The organism is Planctomycetota bacterium (assembly GCA_026387035.1).
In the GTDB taxonomy this organism is placed as follows: Bacteria; Planctomycetota; Phycisphaerae; order FEN-1346; family FEN-1346; genus JAPLMM01.
The window spans coordinates 1-22,490 of the sequence record JAPLMM010000282.1 but is presented as its reverse complement, the minus strand read 5'-3'; the positions used below and the strand labels follow the sequence as shown (position 1 = coordinate 22,490).

At 68.3% G+C, this 22,490-nt stretch carries 24 protein-coding genes; 18 read left to right on the top strand and 6 right to left on the bottom strand.

Features of this window, described 5'->3' with window-relative positions:
- Positions 1–196: 196 nt before the first annotated feature.
- Together proB and NTX40_10910 are read right to left on the bottom strand one after the other, a co-directional pair.
- Positions 197–1,318, bottom strand: coding sequence for a glutamate 5-kinase (gene proB / locus NTX40_10915; protein ID MCX5649584.1), 1,122 nt, complete (start codon positions 1,316–1,318; stop codon positions 197–199).
- A complete protein-coding gene (locus NTX40_10910; protein ID MCX5649583.1) occupies positions 1,315–2,634 on the bottom strand; it encodes a 3-deoxy-D-manno-octulosonic acid transferase in 1,320 nt (439 codons plus the stop codon). Before NTX40_10910 ends, proB begins: the two co-directional genes overlap by 4 nt.
- Before the next feature lie 305 nt (positions 2,635–2,939).
- Here NTX40_10910 and NTX40_10905 point away from each other — a divergent pair, with 305 nt between their 5' ends.
- The 11 genes from NTX40_10905 (at position 2,940) to NTX40_10855 (ending at position 13,914) form a co-directional block, all read left to right on the top strand.
- Positions 2,940–4,370, top strand: a complete 1,431-nt coding sequence (locus NTX40_10905) for a prepilin peptidase (GenBank protein ID MCX5649582.1) — start codon at positions 2,940–2,942, stop codon at positions 4,368–4,370.
- Positions 4,371–4,379: 9 nt separating this feature from the next.
- A complete protein-coding gene (locus NTX40_10900; GenBank protein MCX5649581.1) occupies positions 4,380–4,652 on the top strand; it encodes a hypothetical protein in 273 nt (90 codons plus the stop codon).
- Positions 4,653–4,728: 76 nt separating this feature from the next.
- Entirely contained in the window at positions 4,729–5,421 is a 693-nt protein-coding gene (locus NTX40_10895; protein MCX5649580.1) for an OmpA family protein, read from the top strand.
- A gap of 194 nt (positions 5,422–5,615) precedes the next feature.
- Complete coding sequence (gene hisH, locus NTX40_10890; GenBank protein MCX5649579.1) at positions 5,616–6,242, top strand: imidazole glycerol phosphate synthase subunit HisH; 627 nt, start codon at positions 5,616–5,618, stop codon at positions 6,240–6,242.
- A 121-nt stretch (positions 6,243–6,363) separates the two neighbouring features.
- Positions 6,364–7,194: a 1-(5-phosphoribosyl)-5-[(5-phosphoribosylamino)methylideneamino] imidazole-4-carboxamide isomerase gene (locus NTX40_10885; protein MCX5649578.1), complete on the top strand. Its 831-nt coding sequence runs from the start codon at positions 6,364–6,366 to the stop codon at positions 7,192–7,194.
- Between the two features lie 49 nt (positions 7,195–7,243).
- Entirely contained in the window at positions 7,244–9,292 is a 2,049-nt protein-coding gene (fusA, locus tag NTX40_10880) for an elongation factor G (protein ID MCX5649577.1), read from the top strand.
- A gap of 134 nt (positions 9,293–9,426) precedes the next feature.
- A complete protein-coding gene (locus tag NTX40_10875; protein ID MCX5649576.1) occupies positions 9,427–10,410 on the top strand; it encodes a serine acetyltransferase in 984 nt (327 codons plus the stop codon).
- 162 nt (positions 10,411–10,572) lie between these two features.
- Positions 10,573–10,929 carry an integration host factor subunit beta gene (locus NTX40_10870; protein MCX5649575.1) on the top strand — a complete coding sequence of 119 codons (357 nt, stop codon included), beginning with the start codon at positions 10,573–10,575 and terminating at the stop codon, positions 10,927–10,929.
- Between the two features lie 143 nt (positions 10,930–11,072).
- Positions 11,073–11,564, top strand: coding sequence for a hypothetical protein (locus NTX40_10865; protein MCX5649574.1), 492 nt, complete (start codon positions 11,073–11,075; stop codon positions 11,562–11,564).
- Positions 11,561–12,646 (top strand): DUF933 domain-containing protein, encoded by a 1,086-nt coding sequence (locus NTX40_10860; protein ID MCX5649573.1) that lies wholly within the window; start codon positions 11,561–11,563, stop codon positions 12,644–12,646. The genes NTX40_10865 and NTX40_10860 overlap by 4 nt, the downstream gene beginning before the upstream one ends.
- A gap of 14 nt (positions 12,647–12,660) precedes the next feature.
- Positions 12,661–13,914: a competence/damage-inducible protein A gene (locus NTX40_10855; GenBank protein ID MCX5649572.1), complete on the top strand. Its 1,254-nt coding sequence runs from the start codon at positions 12,661–12,663 to the stop codon at positions 13,912–13,914.
- On the opposite strand, the gene NTX40_10850 is transcribed toward NTX40_10855, so the two are convergent.
- Positions 13,911–14,162 carry a MerR family transcriptional regulator gene (locus NTX40_10850; protein ID MCX5649571.1) on the bottom strand — a complete coding sequence of 84 codons (252 nt, stop codon included), beginning with the start codon at positions 14,160–14,162 and terminating at the stop codon, positions 13,911–13,913. The two genes, NTX40_10855 and NTX40_10850, sit on opposite strands and share 4 nt — an antisense overlap.
- 317 nt (positions 14,163–14,479) lie before the next feature.
- On the opposite strand from NTX40_10850, the gene NTX40_10845 reads away from it, so the two are divergent.
- The 3 genes from NTX40_10845 (at position 14,480) to NTX40_10835 (ending at position 16,271) form a co-directional block, all read left to right on the top strand.
- Positions 14,480–15,151: an RNA polymerase sigma factor gene (locus NTX40_10845; GenBank protein ID MCX5649570.1), complete on the top strand. Its 672-nt coding sequence runs from the start codon at positions 14,480–14,482 to the stop codon at positions 15,149–15,151.
- A gap of 64 nt (positions 15,152–15,215) precedes the next feature.
- The gene (locus NTX40_10840) at positions 15,216–15,713 is read left to right on the top strand and encodes a zf-HC2 domain-containing protein (GenBank protein ID MCX5649569.1); all 498 of its coding nucleotides are present in this window, start codon (positions 15,216–15,218) and stop codon (positions 15,711–15,713) included.
- A 3-nt stretch (positions 15,714–15,716) separates the two neighbouring features.
- Positions 15,717–16,271 (top strand): DUF3106 domain-containing protein, encoded by a 555-nt coding sequence (locus NTX40_10835; protein ID MCX5649568.1) that lies wholly within the window; start codon positions 15,717–15,719, stop codon positions 16,269–16,271.
- Positions 16,272–16,460: 189 nt separating this feature from the next.
- Here the strand turns inward: NTX40_10835 and ribD are convergent, their stop codons facing one another.
- Genes ribD through NTX40_10820 form a run of 3 tightly spaced genes read right to left on the bottom strand, consistent with a single transcriptional unit; the run spans position 16,461 to position 18,614 of the window.
- Entirely contained in the window at positions 16,461–17,636 is a 1,176-nt protein-coding gene (gene ribD, locus NTX40_10830) for a bifunctional diaminohydroxyphosphoribosylaminopyrimidine deaminase/5-amino-6-(5-phosphoribosylamino)uracil reductase RibD (GenBank protein MCX5649567.1), read from the bottom strand.
- A 1-nt stretch (position 17,637) separates the two neighbouring features.
- The gene (locus tag NTX40_10825) at positions 17,638–18,165 is read right to left on the bottom strand and encodes a signal peptidase II (protein MCX5649566.1); all 528 of its coding nucleotides are present in this window, start codon (positions 18,163–18,165) and stop codon (positions 17,638–17,640) included.
- Between the two features lie 50 nt (positions 18,166–18,215).
- Entirely contained in the window at positions 18,216–18,614 is a 399-nt protein-coding gene (locus NTX40_10820) for a TraR/DksA C4-type zinc finger protein (GenBank protein ID MCX5649565.1), read from the bottom strand.
- A 186-nt stretch (positions 18,615–18,800) separates the two neighbouring features.
- On the opposite strand from NTX40_10820, the gene murI reads away from it, so the two are divergent.
- The 4 genes from murI (at position 18,801) to queC (ending at position 22,110) form a co-directional block, all read left to right on the top strand.
- Positions 18,801–19,547, top strand: a complete 747-nt coding sequence (gene murI / locus NTX40_10815; protein ID MCX5649564.1) for a glutamate racemase — start codon at positions 18,801–18,803, stop codon at positions 19,545–19,547.
- On the top strand, positions 19,483–20,253 hold the full coding sequence (locus tag NTX40_10810) for a HEAT repeat domain-containing protein (GenBank protein ID MCX5649563.1): 771 nt from the start codon (positions 19,483–19,485) through the stop codon (positions 20,251–20,253). The genes murI and NTX40_10810 overlap by 65 nt, the downstream gene beginning before the upstream one ends.
- A 32-nt stretch (positions 20,254–20,285) precedes the next feature.
- Positions 20,286–21,233 (top strand): alcohol dehydrogenase catalytic domain-containing protein, encoded by a 948-nt coding sequence (locus NTX40_10805; protein MCX5649562.1) that lies wholly within the window; start codon positions 20,286–20,288, stop codon positions 21,231–21,233.
- Between the two features lie 205 nt (positions 21,234–21,438).
- Complete coding sequence (gene queC / locus NTX40_10800; protein MCX5649561.1) at positions 21,439–22,110, top strand: 7-cyano-7-deazaguanine synthase QueC; 672 nt, start codon at positions 21,439–21,441, stop codon at positions 22,108–22,110.
- Positions 22,111–22,490: the final 380 nt, after the last annotated feature.

The window sequence follows — 22,490 nt, the reverse complement described above, 5'->3', positions numbered from 1 at the left end:
CTAAGGTGGTTTCAACGCAGAGGTGGTTTCAACGCAGAGAGCGCAGAGACCGCAGAGAACGGCAAAGATAGGGGAACGGCAAACAGTTTATTGTGATCCGACGGCGGAAACTGTTTTTGCCGTTGTTACTCAATCCTTCCTCTGCGTGCTCTGCGCTCTCTGCGTTGAAATTACACTTGCGATGTGCGGTGCGGCGCTAATCGGTCAGGACGAGGTTGTCGGCGTGGACGACCTCGTCGTAGGGTCGGTCGCCGAGGACCTTGGCGAACTGGCTGGACTTGAGGCCCTTGATCTTCGCCAGGTCGGCCGACGAGTAGTTCGTGAGTCCCTGGGCGATTTCCCCGCCGCCGGTTGACACGAGGGCGACGACGTCGCCCGCCTCGAACTTGCCCTCGACGGCCGTGATGCCGGACGCCAGGAGGCTTTTACGGTCGCGGACGGCCTTGGCGGCGCCGGCATCGACGACGATTTTGCCGCGCGCCCGGCGTGCCAGGCCGATCCACCGCTGCTTGGCGCGCATCTTGGCCTTGGTGGGGACGAAGAGCGTGCCGACGGATTTTCCGGCGAGGAGGTCGGCGAGGACGCCGGGCCGGCGGCCGTCGGCGATTGCGGCCATCTCCCCCGCCGCGAGGACCGTCGCGACGGCTTCGAGTTTCGAGCGCATCCCCCCCACGCCGAGCGCCGAGCGATCCTTCTCGACCACCGCGCCCTGGACCTCGGCGAGGTCCTCGACCACGTCGAAGCGGTCCCGGCGCGACGCGTCGCGATAGACGCCGTCCACCGTCGTCAGGAGCACCAGCAGGTCGGCCCGCAGGAGGTTCGCGACCATGGCGGCGAGGACGTCGTTGTCGCCGAAGCGGATCTCGTCCACGCTGACCGTGTCGTTCTCGTTGATGATGGGGACGGCCCCGTAGGCCTGGAGGGCGCCGATGCAGTTGCGGACGTTCAGATAGCGGCTTCGGTCCTCGATGTCGCCGCGCGTGAGCAGCACCTGGGCGGCGTGGCGTCCGTGGCGCTGGAGGGCCTGGTCGAACGCCCGCATGAGCGTCGTCTGGCCCACGGCCGCGCACGCCTGAAGTTGAGGCAGGGCGGCGGGGCGATTCTCCAGGCCGAGGTCGCCCAGCCCCGCGCCGATGGCGCCGCTGGAGACGACGGCAACCCGCAGGCCGCGGGCCTTGAGGTCGTGGACCTCGTCGGCGATGCGTTCGACGAGGGCGCGGTCCAGCCGCCCCCGCGCGTCCGCCAGGACGTTCGTTCCGAGTTTGACGACGAGGCTCCGGACGCCGCTCATCGCCTCTTGGCGCGCCTGTTCGCTCATTGCGGTTCCTTGGCCGCCAGCGTCTCGCGGACCAGGTCCACGTTCCTTCGGGTCGCGCCCTGGAGGCGGCGGATGACGCTCCGCGCGGCCGCGCCCATTTCACGGCGGCGGTCGGCGTGAGTCAAGAGTTCCTCGAGGGCCTGGGCGAGCGTCGGCAGGTCGGCGGCCTGGCGGGCGGCGCCGGCGGAGATCATCTCGCGGGCCTCGACGGCGAAGTTGAACATGTAAGGTCCCCACAGGAGGGGCTTGGCGAGCGACCCGGGTTCCATCGGGTTCGACCCGCCGAGGGGCGCAAACGACCGTCCGACGATCACCACGTCCGCCAGGGCGTACCATTTCATAAGATCGCCCATCGTGTCGCCGAGGATAACAGGCGCGGGGGGTGTGGATCCCGTCGTTTCGCCGGTGGACTGCCGGAGGACGCTGAACCCGGCGATGAGAATGGCTGCGGCGGCGGCGTCGAAGTTCTCCGGCCGGCGCGGGACGATGACGAGGCGCGCCGCCGGCCGGCGCTCGCGGACCGCGCGAAACGCCTCCAGGAGGATCGCCTCCTCGCCCGGGGCCGTGCTCCCCGCCACCAGGACGGGGGCGCCCGGCGCGATGCCGCTCGAATGCCGAAGGTCTTCCGCGCCCGGAACCGCGTCGGCGAAGGCGACGGCGTCGTGTTTCATCTGGCCCGTGACGCGCACGCGCTCCGGGTCGGCGCCGAGGCCGACCAGGCGCTCCGTGTAAACGGGCGCCTGGGTGGCGATCGCGGTGCAACTGGAGACGACGGCCCGCATGAGTCCGCGGATCCGGAGATACCGCCGGTGCGACCGCTCGGTCATCCGCAGGTTGACGACGAAAACCGGCAGGCCGCGTCGGCGGGCGAGGAGAAAGAAGTTCGGCCACCACTCGGATTCGACCTGGACGACGGCCGTGGGGCGGATCCGCCCGAGCGCGAGCCAGACGCACGGCGCGAGGTCCAGGGGGAAGTGAAAGATGCGCCGGCCGGGGAAGAGCCGCTCGGCCCGTTCGCGGCCGGTGCGCGTCGTCGTGGAGAGGACGATGTCGGCGTCGGGGAACGCCTCGGCCAGGGCGGGGACGAACGTGCGTGCGGCCTCGACCTCGCCGACGCTGATGGCGTGGACCCAGAATCGCTCGGCGGCGGGGGGGAGGCGCGTGACGAAGCCCCAGCGTTCCCAGCACCGCCTGCGATACTTCGGTTTGAGGGCGAGGAGTACCAGATAGACGGGCCAGCCGATGAGCGCCGCGAGGGCATAAACGGCGTTGACGAGGATGAGCCAACCGGTGGCGCTCTTGCTCGCTTTCATCATCGGCCCATCTTAGCGCGGCCGGGCGGCGCGTGCCAGCGGATTCTCGGGCGCGTGGCCCTTGGGGTGGCACTGGCGGCTTGCCCGCCAGTGCGTCTTCGGGCCCCGTGCGCACGGCCGGACAAGACCGGCCGTGCCACACCCGGCACGTATCGCGGCCTCGGCAAATGCCAGAAAATCTTGGCACACCCCGGACGGCGCGCAGGGCCGTTTTGCCTTGCATGGGGGTCTGGGGGCTGATAGATTGGCCGCCGAGGCGCGTGTCTGATGGAGCCACCGTGCGTGCAGTCGAGAACGGTTGACGGCCAATGCCCGAGATCCTTGGCGAGTGGGTGACATCGTGGCCGTTCGGCGCATTTCTTTTTTTGCTGGGCCTGTGCGTCGGCAGTTTCCTGAACGTGTGCATCCACCGGCTGCCGACGGGCCAGAGCATCGTGCGGCCGGCGTCGCACTGCACGTCGTGCCAGGGGCCGATCGCGTGGTACGACAACATTCCGGTCGCCAGTTATTTTGTGCTGGGGGGCCGGTGCCGGCGGTGCGGGGAGCCGTTCAGCGCCCGGTACATGGTCGTCGAACTGGCGACAGGCCTCATTTTCGCGGGGTACTGGGCGGCGTATTTCAAGACGGGTCTTCGTCCGGAGGCGGCGCACGGCGGCGTGTATGCCGTGCACATGGTGCTGGCGGCGGCGCTGGTGGTGTCGGGCGTGATCGACCTGGAGCGCAAGGAGATTTACACCTCGGTGACGAACTTCGCGCTGGCGGTGGCGGTGGCGGGGAGTTTCCTCTGGCCCGAGGTCCAGAAGGCCGGGGCTTACGATCACGCGCTCGCGCCGTGGGTCGGCTGGGACCGGGCGGACGCGGTGCTTCGGGCGTTGGTGGGTGCGGCGGTGGGGTCGGGACTGATCCTGTTGGTGCGGGCGGGCGGGACGGTGGCCTTCGGACGCGAGGCCATGGGCATCGGCGACGCGTACCTCATGGCGGCGGTCGGTGCGGCGCTCGGCTGGGAAGCGACGGTGCTCGTGTTTTTTCTGGCGCCGTTCGCGGCGCTGGCGTACGTATTCGCGGCGGCAGTGGGGCGCGCGGCGTGCGGCCAGGCGGAGGGGAAGAAGTCGGCCCCGGCCGCCGGTCGCCATGGCGACTCGCCCGTGGCGAGCCGAAAGACGCCCATCGCCCCGGTGGTCGGAATGGTCCTGGGATTCGCGACGCTGCTGACGGCGGCGGCGGCGACGTATGGGCATTGGGCGATTCCCGTGATGCCGATCCTCGCCGTGTCGCTCCTGCTGTTTCTGGCGAGTTACTGGCTGTGGCGCCGGCAGGGGCCCGCAGAGGCCGAGGCGGAGGCCGACGAGGCGCCTCCGCAGGATGCTGCGCAGGCCGCGAGGCCGACGGTGGCGTGGCTTCCGGTGGCGGGGACGGCGGTGGCGCTGGCGGGCCTGGCGGCGGTCGGCGTGGCGACGGGGGCGGGATGGATGGCCGGCGCGCGGGTGCTGCTGGCGGCGTCGCTCGCGCTGGCGGGCCTCGGTTTCTGGCTGACGAGCCGGGAGGAAGGACAATCGGCGGGTGAGGGCGAAGCGGCGGGGCCGCAGGCCGAGGACCCAAGCGGCCGCGAGGTGCCCTACGGGCCGTTTCTCGGCCTGGCCGCCGGCCTGGTGATGTTTTTCGAGGGCGAGATCGTCGGGCATTTTCGGCCGGGCGTGGAGGGCGTGGCGCGGCTGGTGTGGGACGCCGTCGCGCGGTAGGAGAAGGCCATGTACAAAAGGGTGGGCCTATGGTTTATACTGGGGGGGTGCGTGCTGGTCATCGGGTACGGGGCGTACCTGGCGGTGGCGAACGGGCCGCGCGAGACGGGCCTGATGCTTTATCCCTGGCAGGAAGGGAACGTGCTGGGGATTTGGGTGCTCGCGGTGGTGCTGGGGACGGGGATGGCGCTCGTGCCGCTGGTGCGCCTGCTGGTGCGGACGATCCGCGGCCTGAGGGCTGCGCGGGGGGAGAGGACCGAAGCGAAAGCGAAACGCGACTAGGCGGATGCCGGCGCAGGTCGCGCGTAGTCGGTGCGTGAAGTGGCCCGGAGGCTGAAGAAAGGGAAAGGAGACTGTCATGCGAGGCGCAAGGGGCAGAGAGATGGGTCGGGGTGTGCGGAGGTGGAGGCCGGCGAGGGCGATGGTCGCCGTCGTCGCGCTCGGGGCGCTGGCGGCGATGGGCGCCGGGTGCCGCGAGCAGCAACTCGAGGAATCGAACGTGGCGCTTCAGCGTCAACTGGAGGAGTCGCTGGTGCAGAACGCGCAACTCCAGGCGCAACTGGACCAGATGCGGTCGGCGCCGGCCGCGCCGGCGGCGCCGACGGCGGCGGAAGTGCCGCCCACGGCGGGGGCGCCCAAACCGGACTTCGGGCCGGGCGTGGAGGTGCGGACGTCGGGCAACACGATGACGGTCACACTGCCGGACGCCATCCTCTTTGCCTCGGGAAGCGCGGACCTGAAGAGCGCCTCCAAGGCGGTGCTCGACAAGGTGGCGGGGGTCCTGAACAAGGATTACTCGTCGCACATCATCCGCGTCGAGGGCCACACCGACAACCAGCCGATCGTGCGGACGAAAAAACTCTGGGCGGACAACTGGGACCTGGCGTGCAATCGGTCGATGGCCGTCGTGCGGTACCTGGTGACGAAAGGGGTGGACCCGAAACGGATTTACGCCTCGGGCTTCGGTTACAGCCAGCCGGTGGCGTCGAACGCGACGGCCGAAGGCCGGGCCAAGAACCGCCGCGTCGAGATCGTCGTCGCGCCGCGATAGGACTACGACGCGGTGTTCTTCAACGCAGAGAGCGCAGAGGCCGCAGAGAACGGCAAAGATAGGGGAACGGCAAACAGTTTTTTGTTCTCCGACGACGGGGTCTGTTTTTGCTGTTGTTACTCGATCCTTCCTCTGCGGTCTCTGCGCTCTCTGCGTTGAGATAATGTTGTAGAACGGGGAGGTCCTGTTCGCCGGTGATCGTCATCGTGGATTACGGGATGGGGAACCTCCGGAGCGTCCAGAAGGCGCTCCAGCGCGTAGGCGGCGAAGCGTGCGTGTCGGACCGGCCGGAGGACGTCGCCCGGGCGGAGCGCCTCGTCGTGCCGGGCGTCGGGGCATTCGGCGACGCGATGCGCGCGCTGGAGGAGCGCGGCTTGGTGGAGCCGATCCGCGAGTTTGTCCGTCGCGGCCGGCCGGTGCTCGGCATCTGCCTCGGGCTCCAGATTTTTTTTGAGGAGAGCGAGGAGACAGGCGCGGCGGCGGCGCGGGGCTTGGCGCTTTTTAAGGGCCGCGTCGTCCGGTTCGGCGACGCGGTGGTGCGGCAGGGCCTGAAGGTTCCGCACATGGGCTGGAATGCGGTCGAGGTGGTGCGTCCCTCGCCGCTCTTCGAGGGGATGCCGGAGCGGGGAGTTTACTTTTATTTCGCGCACTCCTACTATGCCGACCCCGCCGACGAGACGGTGGTGGTGGGTCGGACGGAATACGGCATCCGGTTCGCGAGCGTCGTCGCGCGCGAGAACGTGGCGGCCACGCAATTTCACCCGGAGAAGAGCCAGGCCGCGGGCCTCGCGCTTCTGGAGAATTTCGTGACGCGATTTTGAGGCGTTTTGGTGAAGCGTGGAGCGCGCGGCGGCCTTCCCAGGCCGCCGCGAACGCCAGCCGCGGACGTGAAACACGGGGCGGCCGGGGACGGCCGCCACTCCGTGATGTGCGAGATACGCGATGATTATTTTGCCGGCCATTGACATTCGGGGCGGGCGCTGCGTCCGCCTCCGCCAGGGGCGGTTCGACGAGGAGACGGTCTTCGACGAGGACCCCGCGGCAGTCGCGCGGCGATTCGAGGCCGCCGGGGCCGAATGGCTCCACGTCGTGGACCTCGACGGGGCGCGGGAAGGCGAGCCGCGGAACCTGGACCGCGTCCGCGCCATCCGCGAGGCGGTCGGCCTGAAGATGGAGGTCGGCGGGGGCATCCGCACCGAGGAAACCCTGGACGCGATTCTGGACATTGGCGTGCAGCGTGCGATTATCGGAACACGCGCTGTTACCGAGCCGGAATGGGTTGCGCGCTTGGTGGACAAACATCCGGACAAGGTTGCCATCAGCCTGGATGCCCACCTGCGCCCAGATAGGCGCGCCTTTGGCAAGGACGGTAGTTCCGGCTATCTGCGTGAGTCGCCTGAGGGCATTAGTGGGCAATACACAATCCCTTTAAGTTTTGTGACTTCAGGGAGCACACTTGCAACAAAAGGCTGGCAACACGATTCGGGACGCACTCCCAAATCGGTGCTCGAATTCTTCAGGAACCTAGACTTAGGCGCGATTATCTGTACGGACATCTCGCGGGATGGTATGATGGCGGGCCTTATGGTGGCGGCTATCGCCCCCGTTATAAGGGACTACCCGGGGGTCTCCGTCATCGCCTCGGGGGGTGTGACGACGGTGGAGGAGATTCGGCGGCTCAAGGAGATTGGGGCCGCCGGCGCTATTATCGGCCGGGCGCTGTATGAAGGGAAACTGACGCTGGAAGAGGCGTTCAAGGCGGCGGCGGATTAGGCGGCGCCGACGTGCTCCGCCGCTGGCGCACAGCACTTGGGAGGAAGCAATGGCTGAGGTCCAAACCGAAATGATTCGCAACGTGGTGCTCATTGGGGCCTCGGCGGCCGGCAAAACGCAACTCGCCGAGGCCATGCTGCACAAGGCCGGCGTCACGACCCGCCTGGGCACTCCGGAGGAAGGCAACACGGTCAGCGACTTCGAGCCGGAGGAAAAAGAGCGCCAGGCGAGCGCCCTGACGAGCGTGCTGAACCTGACGTGGAAGAACCGGCACCTGAACCTGCTCGACACGCCGGGCTACCCGGACTTCGTGGGCCAGGCGCTGGCGGCGATGACGGCGGCGGACACGGCCGTGGTGGTGGTGAGCGCGGCGGCGGGGGTGACGATCCACACGCGTCGGCTCTTTCAGACGGCGGGCGAGCGGAATCTCGCGCGGATGGTCGTCGTCAACCGCGCGGACGCGGAAAACGCGGACCTCGAGCGCGTCGTCGAGCAGGTCCGCGAGATGCTCGACACGCGGTGCCGCCTGCTGACGGTTCCGGTGGGGCAGGGCTCGTCGTTCAAAGGTGTCGTGGACGCCTTCGCGAAGGCCGAGGGCGAGGCGCTCTTGGACGTGGCATCGGCCCACAGCGAGGCGGTCGAGTCGATCGTCGAGGCGGACGACGGGCTGATGGAGCGGTACCTCGGCGAGGAGACGATCGCGCCGGAGGAACTGGCGAAGGCCTTCACGGCCGCGCTCCTGGCCGGCAGTTTCATCCCGATTCTGTTTACGAGCGCGGCGAAGGAACTCGGCGTCGGGGAACTGCTGGACGTTCTGGCGGAGTACGCGCCGAATCCGCGCCAGGCGGCCAAGCGCGAAGCGACCAAGGGCGCAGGCGAGCAGGCCGCGAAGGTCGTCCTGGCGGGCGACCCCGCCGGGCCGCTCTGCGCCCAGGTGTTCAAGGTCGTGAGCGACCCGTACGTCGGAAAGATTTCGTACCTGCGCGTGTTCAGCGGGACGCTGGAGGCGGAAGGGTCGGCCCGGATCGGGGAGGAGCGGCGCGAGACGCGCGTTCCGCAGATTCTGCGGATCCAGGGCAAGGAGACGCACCCGATTCCCAGGGCGGTGGCGGGGGACATCGTCGGCATCCCGAAGATCGACGACCTGCGGATGGGGCGGACGGTGTCGTCGGGGCCGGCGCCGCTGGCGATGGCGGAGGTGACGTTTCCGGTGCCGATGTACTCGCTCGCGCTGGAGCCGAAGAGCCGAGGCGACGAACAGAAAATCTCCGAGGCCCTCGCCAAGGCGATGGAAGAGGACCCGACCCTGAAAACGACGCACGACCGCCAGACGAACGAACTGGTGGTGGCGGGCCTCGGGGACATCCACCTTCAGATGCTGCTGGCACGGCTGAAGCGGCGGTACCAGGTCGAGGTGAATACGAAGCCGCCGAAAATCCCCTACCGGGAAACGGTGAGCGGGAAGGGCGAAGGCCACTACCGCCACAAGAAGCAGACGGGCGGTGCGGGCCAGTTCGGCGAGGTTTACTTGCGGGTCGAGCCGATGGACCGCGGCTCCGGGTTCGAATTCGTGGACGACACTTTCGGCGGGTCGATCCCGAGACCGTTCCTTCCGGCCATCGAAAAGGGGGTCCGGGAGGCGATTGAGGAGGGCGTCATCGCGGGCTACCCGTTCCAGGACGTGCGGGTGGCGGTGTACGACGGGAAGCACCACCCGGTGGACTCGAAGGAAATCGCTTTCAAGATCGCCGGGCGGTACGCCTTCCGCGACGCCGTCCTGAAGTCCAGGCCGGTCATCCTGGAGCCGTTCGTGAACATGGCCATTACGGTGCCGGACTCGTACCTGGGCGACATCACCGGGGACCTGAACAGCCGCCGAGGCCGAATCCTGGGCATGGAGTCGGGGGCGGGCGGGACGCAGACGATCCGGGCCCAGGTGCCGCTGGCCGAGGTCGCCCAGTACAACACGCAACTGAGGAGCATTACGGGGGGGCAGGGGACGTACTCGATGGAGTTTTCGCACTACGAGCCGGTGCCGGCCAACGTGCAGCAGCAGATCGTGGAAGCGTCGGCGAAGGCCAAAGAGCAGGGCGATTAGGGTGATCGGAGCGCCGGTCGGCGGCCGGTCATCCCCCCAGGGGACGAGCAAAAATCGCTGGAAAATTCTTTTGCCTCCGGGCCGGGGCTGGGTTATAATTCCAGTACACATCATGGGTTAGGAGCCGTAGGCTCATGGCCACCGAGAGCCGCCACGAGGACCAGTTGCCGGCGGTCATTGACGAAATCGTCGCCACCTATGACCAGGTCTCTCGCATCAACCATCTGGATCTCCGGCCGCTTCCGTCGCGCGAGGCCGTCCGCGATATCCTCGACGGCCTCAAGGAGATCCTCTTTCCGGGCTACTTTGGGCGGCGGTACTTCACGCCGAGCAACATCCGCTATCACATCGGGGACCGGGTGTACCAGGTCTATCGGGCGCTGGCGGCCCAGGTGTACCGGAGCATCCTGCACGAGTGCCGGCGGACGGCGGGGGAGTGCGACCATTGCCAGGACCTCGCGGGGGAACTGGCGCTTCGGTTCCTGAAGCGAATCCCGGACCTTCGGCGGATGCTGGCGGGCGACGTCCAGGCGCTGTACGACGGGGACCCCGCCGCCAAGAGCCTGGACGAGATCATCTTCTCGTATCCGGGGCTGGAGGCGGTCGCGGTGTACCGCGTCGCCCACGAACTGTGGCAGATGGGCGTGCCGCTCCTGCCGCGAATCATGACCGAGATCGCGCACAGCACGACCGGCATCGACATCCACCCGGGCGCGCGGATCGGGCGGAACTTTTTTGTGGACCACGGCACAGGGGTGGTCGTCGGCGAGACGTGCGAGATCGGCGACAACGTGAAAATCTACCAGGGCGTCACGCTGGGGGCGCTGAGCATCTCGAAGGACGATCGCGGCGCCGTCATCCGCGGCCGAAAACGCCATCCGACGATCCGCGACGGGGTGACGATCTACTCCGGCGCCACGCTCCTGGGCGGCGAAACGGTCGTCGGCGAGGAAAGCACGGTGGGCGGCAACGTGTGGCTGACGCACTCGGTGCCCGCCAATAGCGTGGTGTTCGTTGAGGAGCCGGCGCTGAGGGTCGAGGATAAGCACACGCGGAAACGGAGCGAAGCGAAGAAAGTCGGCCGGGCGAGGACGCGCCGCCGCTCGAAGGGGCGGTGAGTTTTTCGCTTGCCACCCGACCGGCGGCGCTCTAGGGTATGAAACGGTCAATTCTCGCGGGACGGGAGGCGCCGTTTCGATTCGCCCGAATCCGCTGAAGGGTGGGACGGCTGTGGAACGCGGGCATCTGAAGGGAACACTATTGCGAGATGGGAGGTGCCCATGGCTACGGTGACGAAAAAGCAACTGACGGACCGCGTCGCAGACGCCACCGGGAAGGAACGGGTTCTCGTCAAGAACCTGGTGCAGCGATTCCTGAACGAGATCGTCAGCGAACTGGCCAAGGGCAATCGCCTGGAGTTCCGCGACTTCGGCGTCTTCACGGTCCGTGAACGCAAGCCGCGGATCGCCCAGAACCCCCGAACGCTCGAGCGCGTTGAGGTACCGAGCAAGCGGACAGTCAAGTTCAAGGTGGGGTGCCTGATGCGCGATCGCGTTCAGAAGCCGGCCGGCAAATCGGCCTCCACTGCGGTCGCTAGGCGAATCCAGTCGGCCCGATCCGACGCGCCGCCACGGTGAGGCCGACGGAATCGCCCGGCGTGCCGGGACGCGTGCCGGTCGGCTGAACCGTTTTCCTCGCGACCCTTTCGCCGGCTGCCCCGGCGAGCCGGTCCAAACCGCAGGAGCGGTCTCGAGGTTCCCTTGGGCGACCGGAGCCAAACGTGAAGGATCGCGAGCAAGCCATTCAGAATCTCGCCCGCCGCATCTTCGCGATTACCGTTCGGACGTGGATCGGATCGCAGCGCGAGAAGATGAAGGGGGGCTACGATCTGTCGGAGTCGGAGTTCCTCGCCCTGGCCGCCCTCGAAAGCGTGGACTGTCTGTCGGTGGGCGAACTGAGGCGCGAGGTCGGCGTCCTGCCCGCTCAGATGTCGCGCATCATCAAGGCCCTCGAGTATCGCTACGACGAGAAACTCGTCGTCTGCTCCATCAACGCGAAGGACAAGCGGAAGATCGACGTGGCGATCACGGCCAGGGGCCGCCGCGCGGTCGAAGCCTACCGCCGGGCGAAGATCCTGGCCACGGTGGACGCGCTTCGCTCGCTTTCGGACAGGGACCTGTCGGCCCTCCTGCGGATCCTGAACGAGATCCAGAAAGTCTTCGAGCGGGCCGACGCAGACGAATCGCCGCCCGACGGAGAAACCCTTCGGTGAACGTCGCCCTCGCCGGGTTGCCGGCCTCCGGCAAGACCTGTCTCTTCGACGCCCTCTCGGAGGGGGCGGCGGACTCCGGCGCGCACCCCGCCCGTCCGGATCATCCGAACCGGGCGAGCGTCGCGGTGCCGGACGAGCGGCTCCCGTGGCTGGCCGGGCTTTATGGCGCCCCCAAGCAGACGCGAGTCCACATCGAGTTCGTCGACCTGCCGGGCCTCGCGCCTGGCCGGCCGGAACTCGCGGCGCAGAACACGGCCATCATGGATCGCCTGCGGCAGGCGGATGCCCTGGTTTACGTGCTTCGCGCGTTCGCCGGCGACCGCGTGCCCCACCTCCTCGGCCGGGTGGACCCGCGCGGCGACCGGGACGTCCTCTTCAGCGAGTTTGCCCTGGCGGACCTGGACGTGACGGTCCGGCGGATTGAGAAACTCGAAAAACAGATCCAGAAGCCGACGCCCGAGCGCGACGCCCAGCAGCGGGAACTGGATGTGCTCGCGCGGTGCCGGCAGGCCCTCGAGAGCGAACGGCCGCTCCACGAGGCCATCGCAGGCGAGGCGGACCGCGCCATGCTCCGGGGCTTTGCCTTCCTGACCGAAAAGCCCGTTCTGGCGATCCTGAACGTGGCGGAAGACCGGGCGGGGGACCCCGAGGCCGTCGCCGCCGAGTACGCGGACCTCGGCCGGCCGCTGCGGGCCCTCTCGGCGTCGCTCGAGGCGGAGATCGGGGCCCTCGCGCCGCAGGAGCGGCCGGCCTTTCTCGAGGAAATGGGCCTGAAGCGGTTTCATACGCCGGAGGTCCTTCGCGGCGTCTGCGAAGCGATGGACCGGATCACGTTCTTCACGTGCGGCGAGAAGGAGGTGGCGGCCCGGAGCGTGCCCCGCGGCACGACGGCTGTCCAGGCCGCCGCCGAGGTGCACACCGACATGGCCCGCGGGTTCATCCGCGCGGAGGTGGTGGCCTATGAGGACCTTCGCCGCGCCGGCAGCCTCAAGCAGGCCCGGGCGGAGGGCCACTTCCTGGTCGAGGGCCGCGACTTCGTCGTCCGCGAGGGAGACGTCGTCCACTTCCACTTCAGCCGATAGATCGGGGGACGCGCGTGCGGGCCGTCATTCTCAGCATCGGAAGCGAACTGGTGACGGGCCTCGCGCCGGACACTCACTCGGCCGAGATCGCGCGGGCGCTCGGGTCGCTGGGCGTCGCGGTGGTCCGGCACGAGACGCTGGACGACGACGTGGCGGAGATCGCCGTCGGTTTCATCGCGGCCGCGGGCGATGCCGACCTGGTGATCGCGACCGGCGGCCTCGGCCCCACGCCGGACGACCTGACGCGCGACGGCCTGGCGCAGGCGATTGGCGCGCCGCTGGAAACCAGCGCCGAGGCGATCGCGATGCTCGAAGCCTGGTCGGCGTCGCGCGGCCGGAAACTTTCGGAATCGAACCGCCGGCAGGCCATGCTTCCGCAAGGGGCGCAGGCCCTGCCGAATCCGATGGGCACGGCGCCGGGCATCCTGGCCCGCATGGGCAAGGCGCGCATCTTCTGCCTGCCGGGTGTCCCCGTCGAGATGCGCCGGATGCTTGACGACGAGGTGCTGCCTCGCTTGAAGCAGGGCGGTGCGGGGCGCGTCGCGAAGGTCCGGACGGTGCGGACGTTCGGCATGGCGGAGTCGATGGTGGGCGAGCGGCTCGCGGACCTGATGGCGCCCGGCCGCCGGCCGCGCGTGGCCACGGCCGTGCACGCCGGCGTTATTGACGTGCACATCCACGCGAGCGGCTCCGCGAACGCGGTGGATCGCCTGCTCGAGGCGGACGCGGCCGAGATGAAACGCCGGCTCGGGGCGGTGGTCTTCGGCGAAGGGGCCGACGGGATGGAAGATACCGTCGCCACCCTCCTCGCACAGCGCGGTGCGACTCTCGCCGTCGCCGAGTCGTGCACCGGCGGCCTCATCGCCGCGAGGCTCGTCAACGTCCCCGGCATGTCGGAGCATCTTCTGGAGGGGATCGTGGCATACTCGAACGCCGCGAAGGTCCGCCTTCTCGGCGTGGGGAAGAAAATCATCGAGCGGCACGGAGCCGTGAGCGAGGCCGTGGTCCGTGCCATGGCCGAGGGCGTCCGCGCGGGGTCGGGCGCGGCCATCGGCTTGGCCGTGACGGGCATCGCTGGTCCCGGCGGCGGGTCGGCCGACAAACCGGTCGGCACAGTCTGGTTCGGCCTCGCCGACGGGGCGGGGACCGAAGCGGCCCGCGAAGTATTCGCCGGCGACCGCGAAACGATTCGCGCGCGTGCGGCGGTTTACGCGCTGAACTTGGTTCGCTTGCGCCTGAGCGGAGGCGGAGAGCCGGATTTTCTTTAGAATCGATCGCGGAGGAAGATTTCGCGGATCTCGCGGAGGGTGTAGCGGCGCTTCAAGTCCTGGATGAGTTGGATGCGGCGGACGGTGGCATGGTCGAAGAGCCTCTGGCCGCCGGACGTCCGGGCGACCTCCGCCAGCAGGCCCAGCATGCAATAGGTGCTGACGACCTGGCGCGAAACGCCCGCCATTTCGGCCGCTTCACCGATGCGGTAGAGGGCAGGAGCGCTTTTGTCCAGGGCTTGTGGCATGCGGTTTTTCCTCGCTCTGGAGACGGTATCGAGCGGCCTCCGGGGCGAACTTGAGCGAAAGCCTCGGCGGACGGCCCGAGCCTGCACAGCGTTCACAAGGCAGCGTGCCGCCGGTCGCCACGGGCGACTCGACTGGGCGAGCGGGACGGCTCGGGGGACGTAAAGAACGGCCCCCGGCTCGGGTCGAAAAAGGTTTCCGGGATTTTCTCGGTGAAATGTCGCGACCGGCTCGTAATAATAGATAGGCGAGGACGGTTCAGGCAAGGGGGCGTACCTGCGGTGGCGGGCGTTTTCCGACCGCAATGGGGACACTCCTCATGGCCAAGGCGCTAGCGGTTGCTGCAAACCGGTTTGAAGCCCAGAGCCAGGCTCAGACCCACGCGGTCGTCCGCGATTACGACGCCCAGTTGATGCTCGCGTTTCAGCGGGGCGACGAACTGGCGTTTCAGGAACTCATCGAGCGCAATCACTCGCGCGTCATCGGTCTGGCGTATCGCTTCGTCGGCAGCCGGGCCGAAGCCGAGGACCTGGCCCAGGAAGTTTTCCTGCGGATCTACCGGGCGCGGCACACGTATCGTCCGACGGCGAAGTTTTCGACGTGGATGTTCCGCATCGCCGCCAACGTGAGCCTCAACGCCTTGCGCGACCGCGCCCGTCGCCGCGACGACGTCTCCATCGAACAATTGAGCGGCGAGGACAAAGGGCCCTTTACGGTTCCCGACCCGGAGGCGCCCGCCCCGGACCATCGGGTGGGCCGGTCGGAACTCGCCCAGAAGGTCCGGGAAGCCATCAGCGAACTTCCCGAGAAAGAGCAGGTCGCCGTCGTCCTCAACAAGTATGAGGGCCTCAGTTACGCCGACATCGCCCGCACGCTGGGGTGCAGCACCATGGCCGTCAAGAGCCTCCTGGCCCGGGCCCGCGAGAATCTGAAGGAGCGGCTCCTGCTTTACGTGCGGACCGGGCGCAACCTCCAGCGGCTCGGTTCCTAGCCCCCCCTGTTTTGCCGGAACATTCCTTCCCGCCCTGTGTTCAAGCCATTGAAGGAGTCTGGGTATGTCTTCGGGGGTCTGCAACTGGGTGAAGGGCGTCCTGCCCGCCTATCTGGACGGCGAACTGAAACCGTCCACCATGGCGGCGGTGCGCCGCCACCTGGCGCAGTGCGAATCCTGTGCCGCCAGGGCCGAACTCCTCGAGGGCGCCTGGGACCTGCTGGACGAGGCGGGCCCCCCGCCCGCGGCCACGGGGTTCACGTCCCGGATGATGGCCCGGATCGTCGAGGAGAAGGAACTGGAGCGCCTGGAGGCGCGTCTGCGGCCGCATCGGCTGCGCCGGCAGGTGCTGGCGGCCGTGACGGGCCTGGCGGCCGGCCTCCTCGTCTGGTTTGTCGCCATGCAGTGGGTCAGCCTGCCCGCCGAACCCGCCAGTCCCATCGAACGCGAGATCAGCCGCCATCTGACGTTCCTGGAAGATACGGAATTTCTGGATGAAGTGGGGCTCGTCGAGGCCATGGAACGGCTGGCGTCGGCCCCCCGCCCGCAGGAAGGGACCTAGGCTGTGGACGCGCGCCGCGAACAACTCGTGCGGATGCTTCATCGCCGCCGGCGCATGCGCCTCCTGGCCGTCTGCGTCGGGACGGCCATCCTGTGCGGCGTCGTGGCCGCGATTCTGGCCCCGAAGGTCCTCGTCGGAGATGTGCGTCTGGGCGGCGGCGAGCCGACCAAACTCAAGCAGACCAAGCGGGGCGCGAAAACCCTTCGGCCCGGCGCGATCCTCGACCTCGACGACCGCCTGGACCTGGATCCCCGCGAAACGCGCAACAACGGCATGCGGTGGAACGCCCTCGCCGACGCCCAACGCCGGGAGTTCTTCGAACGATACTGGCGCCTGACGGCCCTCGACCCGGAGGAACAGGACAGGCTCATCGAGCGGTACAAGGAATTCCGGCGTCTGCCCGCCGAACGCCAGGCGCTGCTGCTCCGGCGCGCCAGGGACCTTGAGGAGTTCCTCAATCGCCTCAGCCCGCAGGACAAGGCCGTCCTCGCCAGCCTGAGCGACGAAGAGCGGGCCGCACGCCTTCTCGAACTCCAGAGCCGCAGCGGCCGGCCCTGAACGCCCGCCGCCTAATTCTACAACGCTATCTCAACGCAGAGAGCGCAGAGACCGCAGAGGGAGGATTGAGTAACAACGGCAAGGCAATTTCCGTAGCGGCTCACAAAGCATGTTGTTTGCCGTTCCCCTATCTTTGCAGTTCTCCGCGCTCTCTGCGTCCTCTGCGTTGAAGAACACAGCGTAGTAGTACTAAAACTCCCCGACGCGCCCCTCAATCACCAGGTCCGGACCCGCTTGCGAGAACGTCGCGTCCTGAACCGCCACCGCTTCAGCGAGGGTGAGTCCCGGCGCGCCGGGCGTCGCCTCGGCGTCCCGGCGGGATGCCCCGGCGGAGCCGGGACCCCCGACGGGACTTAAAGCCCCCGCGGACCCCAGAATTCTCGGACTGACGAACACCAGGACCCGGTCCACAAGACCGGCCGCAAAGAATGAACCGAGGATCCTCGCGCCGCCTTCCACGAGCACGCGGGACATGCCCCGCGCGCCCAGGTCCCTGAGAACTGCGTCCGGCGAGACGCCGCCAGGGGCCTTCGGCGCGGCAACCAGCACGGCGCCGGCGCGGCGAAGTGCGGCCGCCCGCTCGGATTCGTTTCGCAGGCCGTCGTCTGTCGTATAAATGAGCACGGGAACCTCGGCCGCGCTTCGGACCGGTTCGCGGTCCGGGTCCAGCGAGAGCCCGGCGTCGAGGATGACGCGCGCCGGTTGGCCGCGCTCCGCCAGGGGCTCGACGTGGCGGACGGTCAGGCTCGGCTCGTCCATCCGCGCCGTTCGCGCCCCGACGAGGACGGCGTCGACGATTCGGCGGAGTTCGTGGACGCGGCGCCGGGCCGCTTCGGAGGAGATCCATCGGCTCTCGCCGGCGGCCGTTGCCAGGCGCCCGTCGAGCGTCATCGCCCACTTGGCGATGACGAGCGGCAGGCCGGTCGCCTGACGCTTGAAGTAGGCGGCGTTCAGGCGGCGGGCCTCCGTCTCCAGAACCCCGACCTCGACCTCGAGACCCGCCTGCTTCAGGATCGCAAGCCCGCGCCCGCGCACCTCCGGGAAGGGGTCGCCCACCGCCGCCACGACGCGGCGGACCCCCGCCGCCAGAATCGCGTCGGTGCAGGGCGGCGTCTTGCCGCGGTGGCAGCAGGGTTCGAGTGTGACGAAGAGTTCCGCCCCCCGGGCCTCGGTCCCGGCTTGTGCGAGGGCGACGACCTCGGCATGGGCCCCGCTGAAGCGGGCGTGAAACCCTTCGCCGACGACACGGTCGCCTTGGACGACGACGGCGCCGACCATGGGGTTCGGCTCGACGCGCGCGAGGCCGCCCGGCGCGAGGTCCAGCGCTCGGCGCATGAACCGCTCGTCGCGGCAGCGGGGATCCACGTCATCGCTCCTGCCGGGTTTTCGCGCGAGGCGTTTTCGCTTCCTCCGCGTCGCCGGCGAAAAGGTAAACCAAAGCGATTGCCAGGACGCCCGCGACCAGGTACACGTCCGCCACGTTGAAGACGTATGGCCAGCCGAAGGTCCACCCGCCCAGGGAAACCTGCTTGGTGATCTCGACGAAGTCGCGCACGTAGCCGAAGGCGAGCCGGTCGTAAAGGTTCCCGACCGCGCCGGCCAGCACGAGCGCGCACCAGACGTGCAGAAACTTCTGATCGGGCCGGGAGCGCGCGAAGACGTAGAAAATCAGGGCGCAGGTCGCCAGCGTCAACAGAATCGTCACGGCGCGGCCGCCCGTCACCCCCAGGGAAAAATCCTCGGCCGGGTCGATGCCGAACACGATGCCGGGGTTGCGGCTGGTGATGAGGCGGAGCCAGCCGCGGACGAGTTCGTGGGGTTCGCCCCTGGCGGCCGAATCGGCCGGAACGCCCAGGCGCTGCCAAGCCAGGAACTTGCTGAGCAGGTCGAGCAACACGCCTGCGGAGGCGGTCAGCCAGAGACGCGCGTGGCTGGCGCGGTCGGTTAGAGCGCGTCCTTTTCTTCCTGGCGTCGGCATTCGATGCAGAGTGTGGCGTGGGGCTTGGCCTTGAGGCGGGCTTTCGCGATGGGGCGCCCGCAGGCAAGGCATTTGCCGTACTGCCGGCTCTCGATCCGCTCCAGGGCCTCGTCGATCTCGCGAAGGGTGGACTGCTCGGTCTCAATCAGCCCCATCGTGAATTCCTGCTCGTAGTTGTCGGACCCGATATCGGCCATGTCCTGGGGCATCTTCGAAAGGTCGCCGGAGGCGTCCTGCCGGTTCTGCTTAAGGGCCGCACGCTCCAGGGAGTTGACGTCTCCCACCAGCAGACGGCGCTTCTCGAGGAGCAGTTGTTTGAACTGCTCCAGTTCCTTGGCCCGCATCGCTGGGGTTCCCTTTGGCATAACGCGTCCAATCCTCCCGGTCGAGCAGGGGAGTATAAGGCGTCGCCCGCTGCGCGTCAAGGCTCAGCGGCCAAAATCGCTTTTTCGAGGGCCGCCATGGCCCCCGGACCGCCGCTTGATTTATTCGCCCGGAGGCCTATGATGGCGGCGGTTTCGGGGCATATATCGGCATCGGGGGCCGCCGGCATGAGGCGACCTGTCGGAATTTTCGATTCGGGCCTGGGCGGCCTGACGGTCGTCCGGGCGATCCGCCGGCGACTCCCCGCCGAGGCAATCGTCTATTTCGGCGACACCGCCCGCGTCCCGTACGGCATCAAGAGCGGACGGACGGTGACCCGCTTCGCCGTTGAGGACGCGGAGTTCCTCGCCCGGTTCGACCCGAAGTTCATCGTGGTGGCGTGCAACACGGCCAGCGCGGCCGCGCTGCCGGTCCTGCGGGAGCGGTTCGCCCAGCCGCTGTGCGGCGTCATCGAGCCGGGCGCGCGGGCCGCCGTCGCCGCCTGCAGGGGCCGGCCGATCGGCGTCCTCGGCACCGAGGGCACCATCGCCAGCGGGGCCTACCGGGAGGCGATCCATCGGCTCGACGCGTCCGCCGCCCTCGTGGAGAAGGCCTGCCCCCTGCTCGTGCCTCTGGCGGAAGAGGGCCGGGCCTCGGCCGACCCCGTCGTCCGGGCGGTCGTGGCGGAATACCTCGCCCCCCTGCGCGAGGCGGGCGTCGGGGTCGTGGTGCTCGGCTGCACGCACTACCCGCTCCTCGCGGAAGCCATTGCCGAGGCGCTCGGGCCCTCGGTGGCGCTCGTGGACTCCGCCGAGGCCGTCGCCGATGAAGTGGCCGCCGAACTTGGTGCCGCGCGGCTGCTGGCGAGCCATGAGACGCCGACTCCTCTCGCTGGCGATGCTGTGGCTCGCGGCGGCGAGCGGATGCACGGTTGATCCCTCCATGGGGCTGATCGCGAGACTCTTTCCGCGCCCCCTGGGCGCGCGGGTCGTCGAACTCGAAAGCGAGAACCCCGACGTACGCCGCAAGGCGGTTGAGGCCGTCGCGAAGAGCGGCAAAACGGAAACCGTCCCGTCGCTGGGCCGTCTCCTTTGCCTGGTGGCGCGAAACGACCGCGACGCAATGGTCCGGTCCGCGGCAGTCCAGGCGCTCGGCGACGTCAAGGGCGAAGGGGTCCTCGAAACGCTCACCGAGGTTCTCGCAAAGGACGGGAACCCGTACGTCCGTTCGTACGCGGCCGGGGCGCTCGGCCGACAGGCCGTCCCCGATGCCGTGCCGGTCCTCATCGAGGCCATGCAAGGCGACGCTTCCATCGACGTCCGCCTTGCCGCCGAGGACGCGCTCCGAAACTTCAAGGACCGCTCCGCGGCCGAGGCCCTTGTCAACGGCCTCGGGAAATCCGACGTCGCCGAGGTCCAGAAGTGCTGGGAGAGCCTGCGGTACATGACCGGCCAGGACTTGCCGCGGGAGCCCGCCGCCTGGGATGCGTACTTGGCATCGGCGGAGGATCCGTTCGCGCGTCACGGCCGGCCGCCGCCCTTGCCGAAGGGACAGAGCCAGCGCCCCAGGATCACCAAAGGCGTCGGGGACTTCTTCAAAGGCTTGTTCGAAAAGGACGTCCGCGAAAGCGAGTTGGAGTAGCGTTCGCCCCGCCGTCTTGCGGAGAGAGACCTTTGATCGCCTGTGTCTTTGACGGCCGCGAAGTGCGCCTGGATCGGTCTTACCCGGAGCCCGTGCCGCGCGAAGGCGACGTGCTCATCCGGACGCGCCTGGCGGGCATTTGCCGCACCGACCTGGAGATTGTCAAAGGCTACATGGGGTTCCGCGGCGTCCTCGGCCACGAGTTCGTCGGGACGGCGCTCGGCGGGAGATACGAGGGCAAGCGGGTCGTCGGCGGCATCAACTGCGTGTGCGGCCGATGCGACCTGTGCCGCGCCGGCCTGCCGACCCATTGCCGGGACCGCACGACGCTGGGCATCGCCGGTCGCGACGGCGCCTTGGCCGAACGCTTTGCCCTGCCCGAGGCGAACCTCGTGCCGGTTCCCGACGGCGTTTCGGACGAGCGGGCGGTTTTCGCCGAGCCGCTGGCCGCCGCCATCCAGATCGGCCGCCAGGTCCAGTTTGCGAGGGGCGAAGAGGTGGTCGTCCTGGGCGACGGGCGCCTGGGTCAACTGGTGGCCCGAGTCCTGCGGGCGTGGGGCCTGCGCCCGGAAGTGGTCGGCAAGTCGGAGGCAAAACTGGAACTGTTGCGCCGTCTGGATATTCCGGCGGTTACGGTGGAGGATGCGCGGCCGTCGTCGGCGGCGCGCGTGGTCGTGGAATGCACCGGTTCGCCCGACGGTCTGGCGATGGCGATGAAGTTCGTTCGCCCGCGGGGGATCATTGTCCTCAAGAGCACTGTGGCGGACACGGCGGGCCTCGACCTGGCGCCGATCGTCGTCAATGAGGTGACGGTCGTCGGGTCGCGGTGCGGCCCGATGGACGAGGCCGTGGCGATGCTGGCGCGCGGCGAAGTCGAGGTCGAGCCGCTCGTCTCCGGCGTCTTCCCGCTCGCGGAAGCGCCGCAGGCGCTGCGGGCGGCCGACCGGCCCGAGGCCCTCAAGGTCTTGGTTCGCTGTTAACCGGCGGCCTTGGCCGGTTAGTACTACTACGCTGTGTTCTTCAACGCAGAACACGGGGTTGAAACGCAGAGGACGCAGAGACCGCAGAGAAAAGCAAAAATTGGGGAACGGCACAAACGGGCTTGATTTGAAAAACAGAATGCTTTTTTCTCTGCGGCCTCTGCGATCTCTGCGTTGAGAGCGCGTTGTACAATTAGGGGTGGGCATGGATCCCGTAAAACCGATGGCCGTCGTTCTGGCGAGCGGCGGGATGGATTCGTGCGTCGCCGCCGCCTGGGCGGCCGAGCGGTACCGCCTCGCCATGCTCCACGTCAACTACGGCCAGCGGACCGAGGCGAAGGAACTGGCCTGTTTTCGCCGACTGGCCGACCATTTCCGGGCCGAGCGGACGTTCGTCGCCGAAGCGCCGTATCTGGGGCTCATCGGCGGCAGCAGCCTGACGGACCCTCGGATCCCTGTCCCCGAGGACGACGTTCCCGGCGAAGTCCCCAGCACCTATGTTCCCTTTCGCAACGCCAACCTGCTGGCCATCGCGACCGCCTGGGCCGAAACGATCGGCGCCTCGGCCGTCGTTATCGGCGCCGTCGAGCAGGACGCGCCGGGCTATCCGGACTGCCGGCCGGCGTTCTACGAGGCGGCGGCGCGCCTCATCGAGTTGGGCACCCGGCCGGAGACGCGGATTCGCGTCGAAACGCCGCTCATCGGGCTCGGTAAAGCGGAGGTGGTGCGGCTCGGCACGGGTCTGGGGGCGCCGTTCGGTCTGACGTGGTCGTGTTACCGGAGCGAGGATCGGCCCTGCTTCGCTTGCGCGAGTTGCCGGCGGCGGGCCGAAGCGTTTCACGAGGCGGGCGTGCCCGACCCGCTCGCGGGCGGATGAGAGGCGAAAAGGGGACGGGAGTCTTTTGCCGGAACGGCCCTTCGGGTGCTCTGCACAAAAGACTCCCGTCCCCCTTTTCGGGTCACGAAGAAAAAAGCGGGGCTTTTGCCCCGCTCTACACCTCCAGCGATGGGCCCATCGCTCTCGCGTGGCCCGCGCGGTTTGCCCGACATCACCAACGAAACGGCGCGCCGTTTCACATCCTCGGAAGGCTCGCGCCTCGCTCGCATTTTTTGGCGGCCCGGAACGGCTTCGGGGCCGACTTGCGACCCACCGGCCTCAAGCCACGCCGCCCGCCGAGTGTTTCATGGATTCGCGACGGCGCTCTTGAGCCTTCCACAAGCATTATACCGCGCTTTGAGAAAAAAGCAAATGGACTT

What these genes read in the sequence shown, in the direction of transcription:
- proB (MCX5649584.1), bottom strand. Translation starts at nt 1,318, where the DNA reads ATGAGCGAACAGGCGCGCCAAGAGGCGATGAGCGGCGTCCGGAGCCTC.
- fusA (MCX5649577.1), top strand. Translation starts at nt 7,244, where the DNA reads ATGGCTGAGGTCCAAACCGAAATGATTCGCAACGTGGTGCTCATTGGG.
- NTX40_10910 (MCX5649583.1), bottom strand. Translation starts at nt 2,634, where the DNA reads ATGATGAAAGCGAGCAAGAGCGCCACCGGTTGGCTCATCCTCGTCAAC.
- NTX40_10845 (MCX5649570.1), top strand. Translation starts at nt 14,480, where the DNA reads ATGGCCAAGGCGCTAGCGGTTGCTGCAAACCGGTTTGAAGCCCAGAGC.
- NTX40_10905 (MCX5649582.1), top strand. Translation starts at nt 2,940, where the DNA reads ATGCCCGAGATCCTTGGCGAGTGGGTGACATCGTGGCCGTTCGGCGCA.
- NTX40_10850 (MCX5649571.1), bottom strand. Translation starts at nt 14,162, where the DNA reads ATGCCACAAGCCCTGGACAAAAGCGCTCCTGCCCTCTACCGCATCGGT.
- NTX40_10895 (MCX5649580.1), top strand. Translation starts at nt 4,729, where the DNA reads ATGCGAGGCGCAAGGGGCAGAGAGATGGGTCGGGGTGTGCGGAGGTGG.
- NTX40_10875 (MCX5649576.1), top strand. Translation starts at nt 9,427, where the DNA reads ATGGCCACCGAGAGCCGCCACGAGGACCAGTTGCCGGCGGTCATTGAC.
- NTX40_10870 (MCX5649575.1), top strand. Translation starts at nt 10,573, where the DNA reads ATGGCTACGGTGACGAAAAAGCAACTGACGGACCGCGTCGCAGACGCC.
- murI (MCX5649564.1), top strand. Translation starts at nt 18,801, where the DNA reads ATGAGGCGACCTGTCGGAATTTTCGATTCGGGCCTGGGCGGCCTGACG.
- queC (MCX5649561.1), top strand. Translation starts at nt 21,439, where the DNA reads ATGGATCCCGTAAAACCGATGGCCGTCGTTCTGGCGAGCGGCGGGATG.
- NTX40_10820 (MCX5649565.1), bottom strand. Translation starts at nt 18,614, where the DNA reads ATGCCAAAGGGAACCCCAGCGATGCGGGCCAAGGAACTGGAGCAGTTC.
- NTX40_10885 (MCX5649578.1), top strand. Translation starts at nt 6,364, where the DNA reads ATGATTATTTTGCCGGCCATTGACATTCGGGGCGGGCGCTGCGTCCGC.
- NTX40_10840 (MCX5649569.1), top strand. Translation starts at nt 15,216, where the DNA reads ATGTCTTCGGGGGTCTGCAACTGGGTGAAGGGCGTCCTGCCCGCCTAT.
- NTX40_10900 (MCX5649581.1), top strand. Translation starts at nt 4,380, where the DNA reads ATGTACAAAAGGGTGGGCCTATGGTTTATACTGGGGGGGTGCGTGCTG.
- NTX40_10810 (MCX5649563.1), top strand. Translation starts at nt 19,483, where the DNA reads ATGAGACGCCGACTCCTCTCGCTGGCGATGCTGTGGCTCGCGGCGGCG.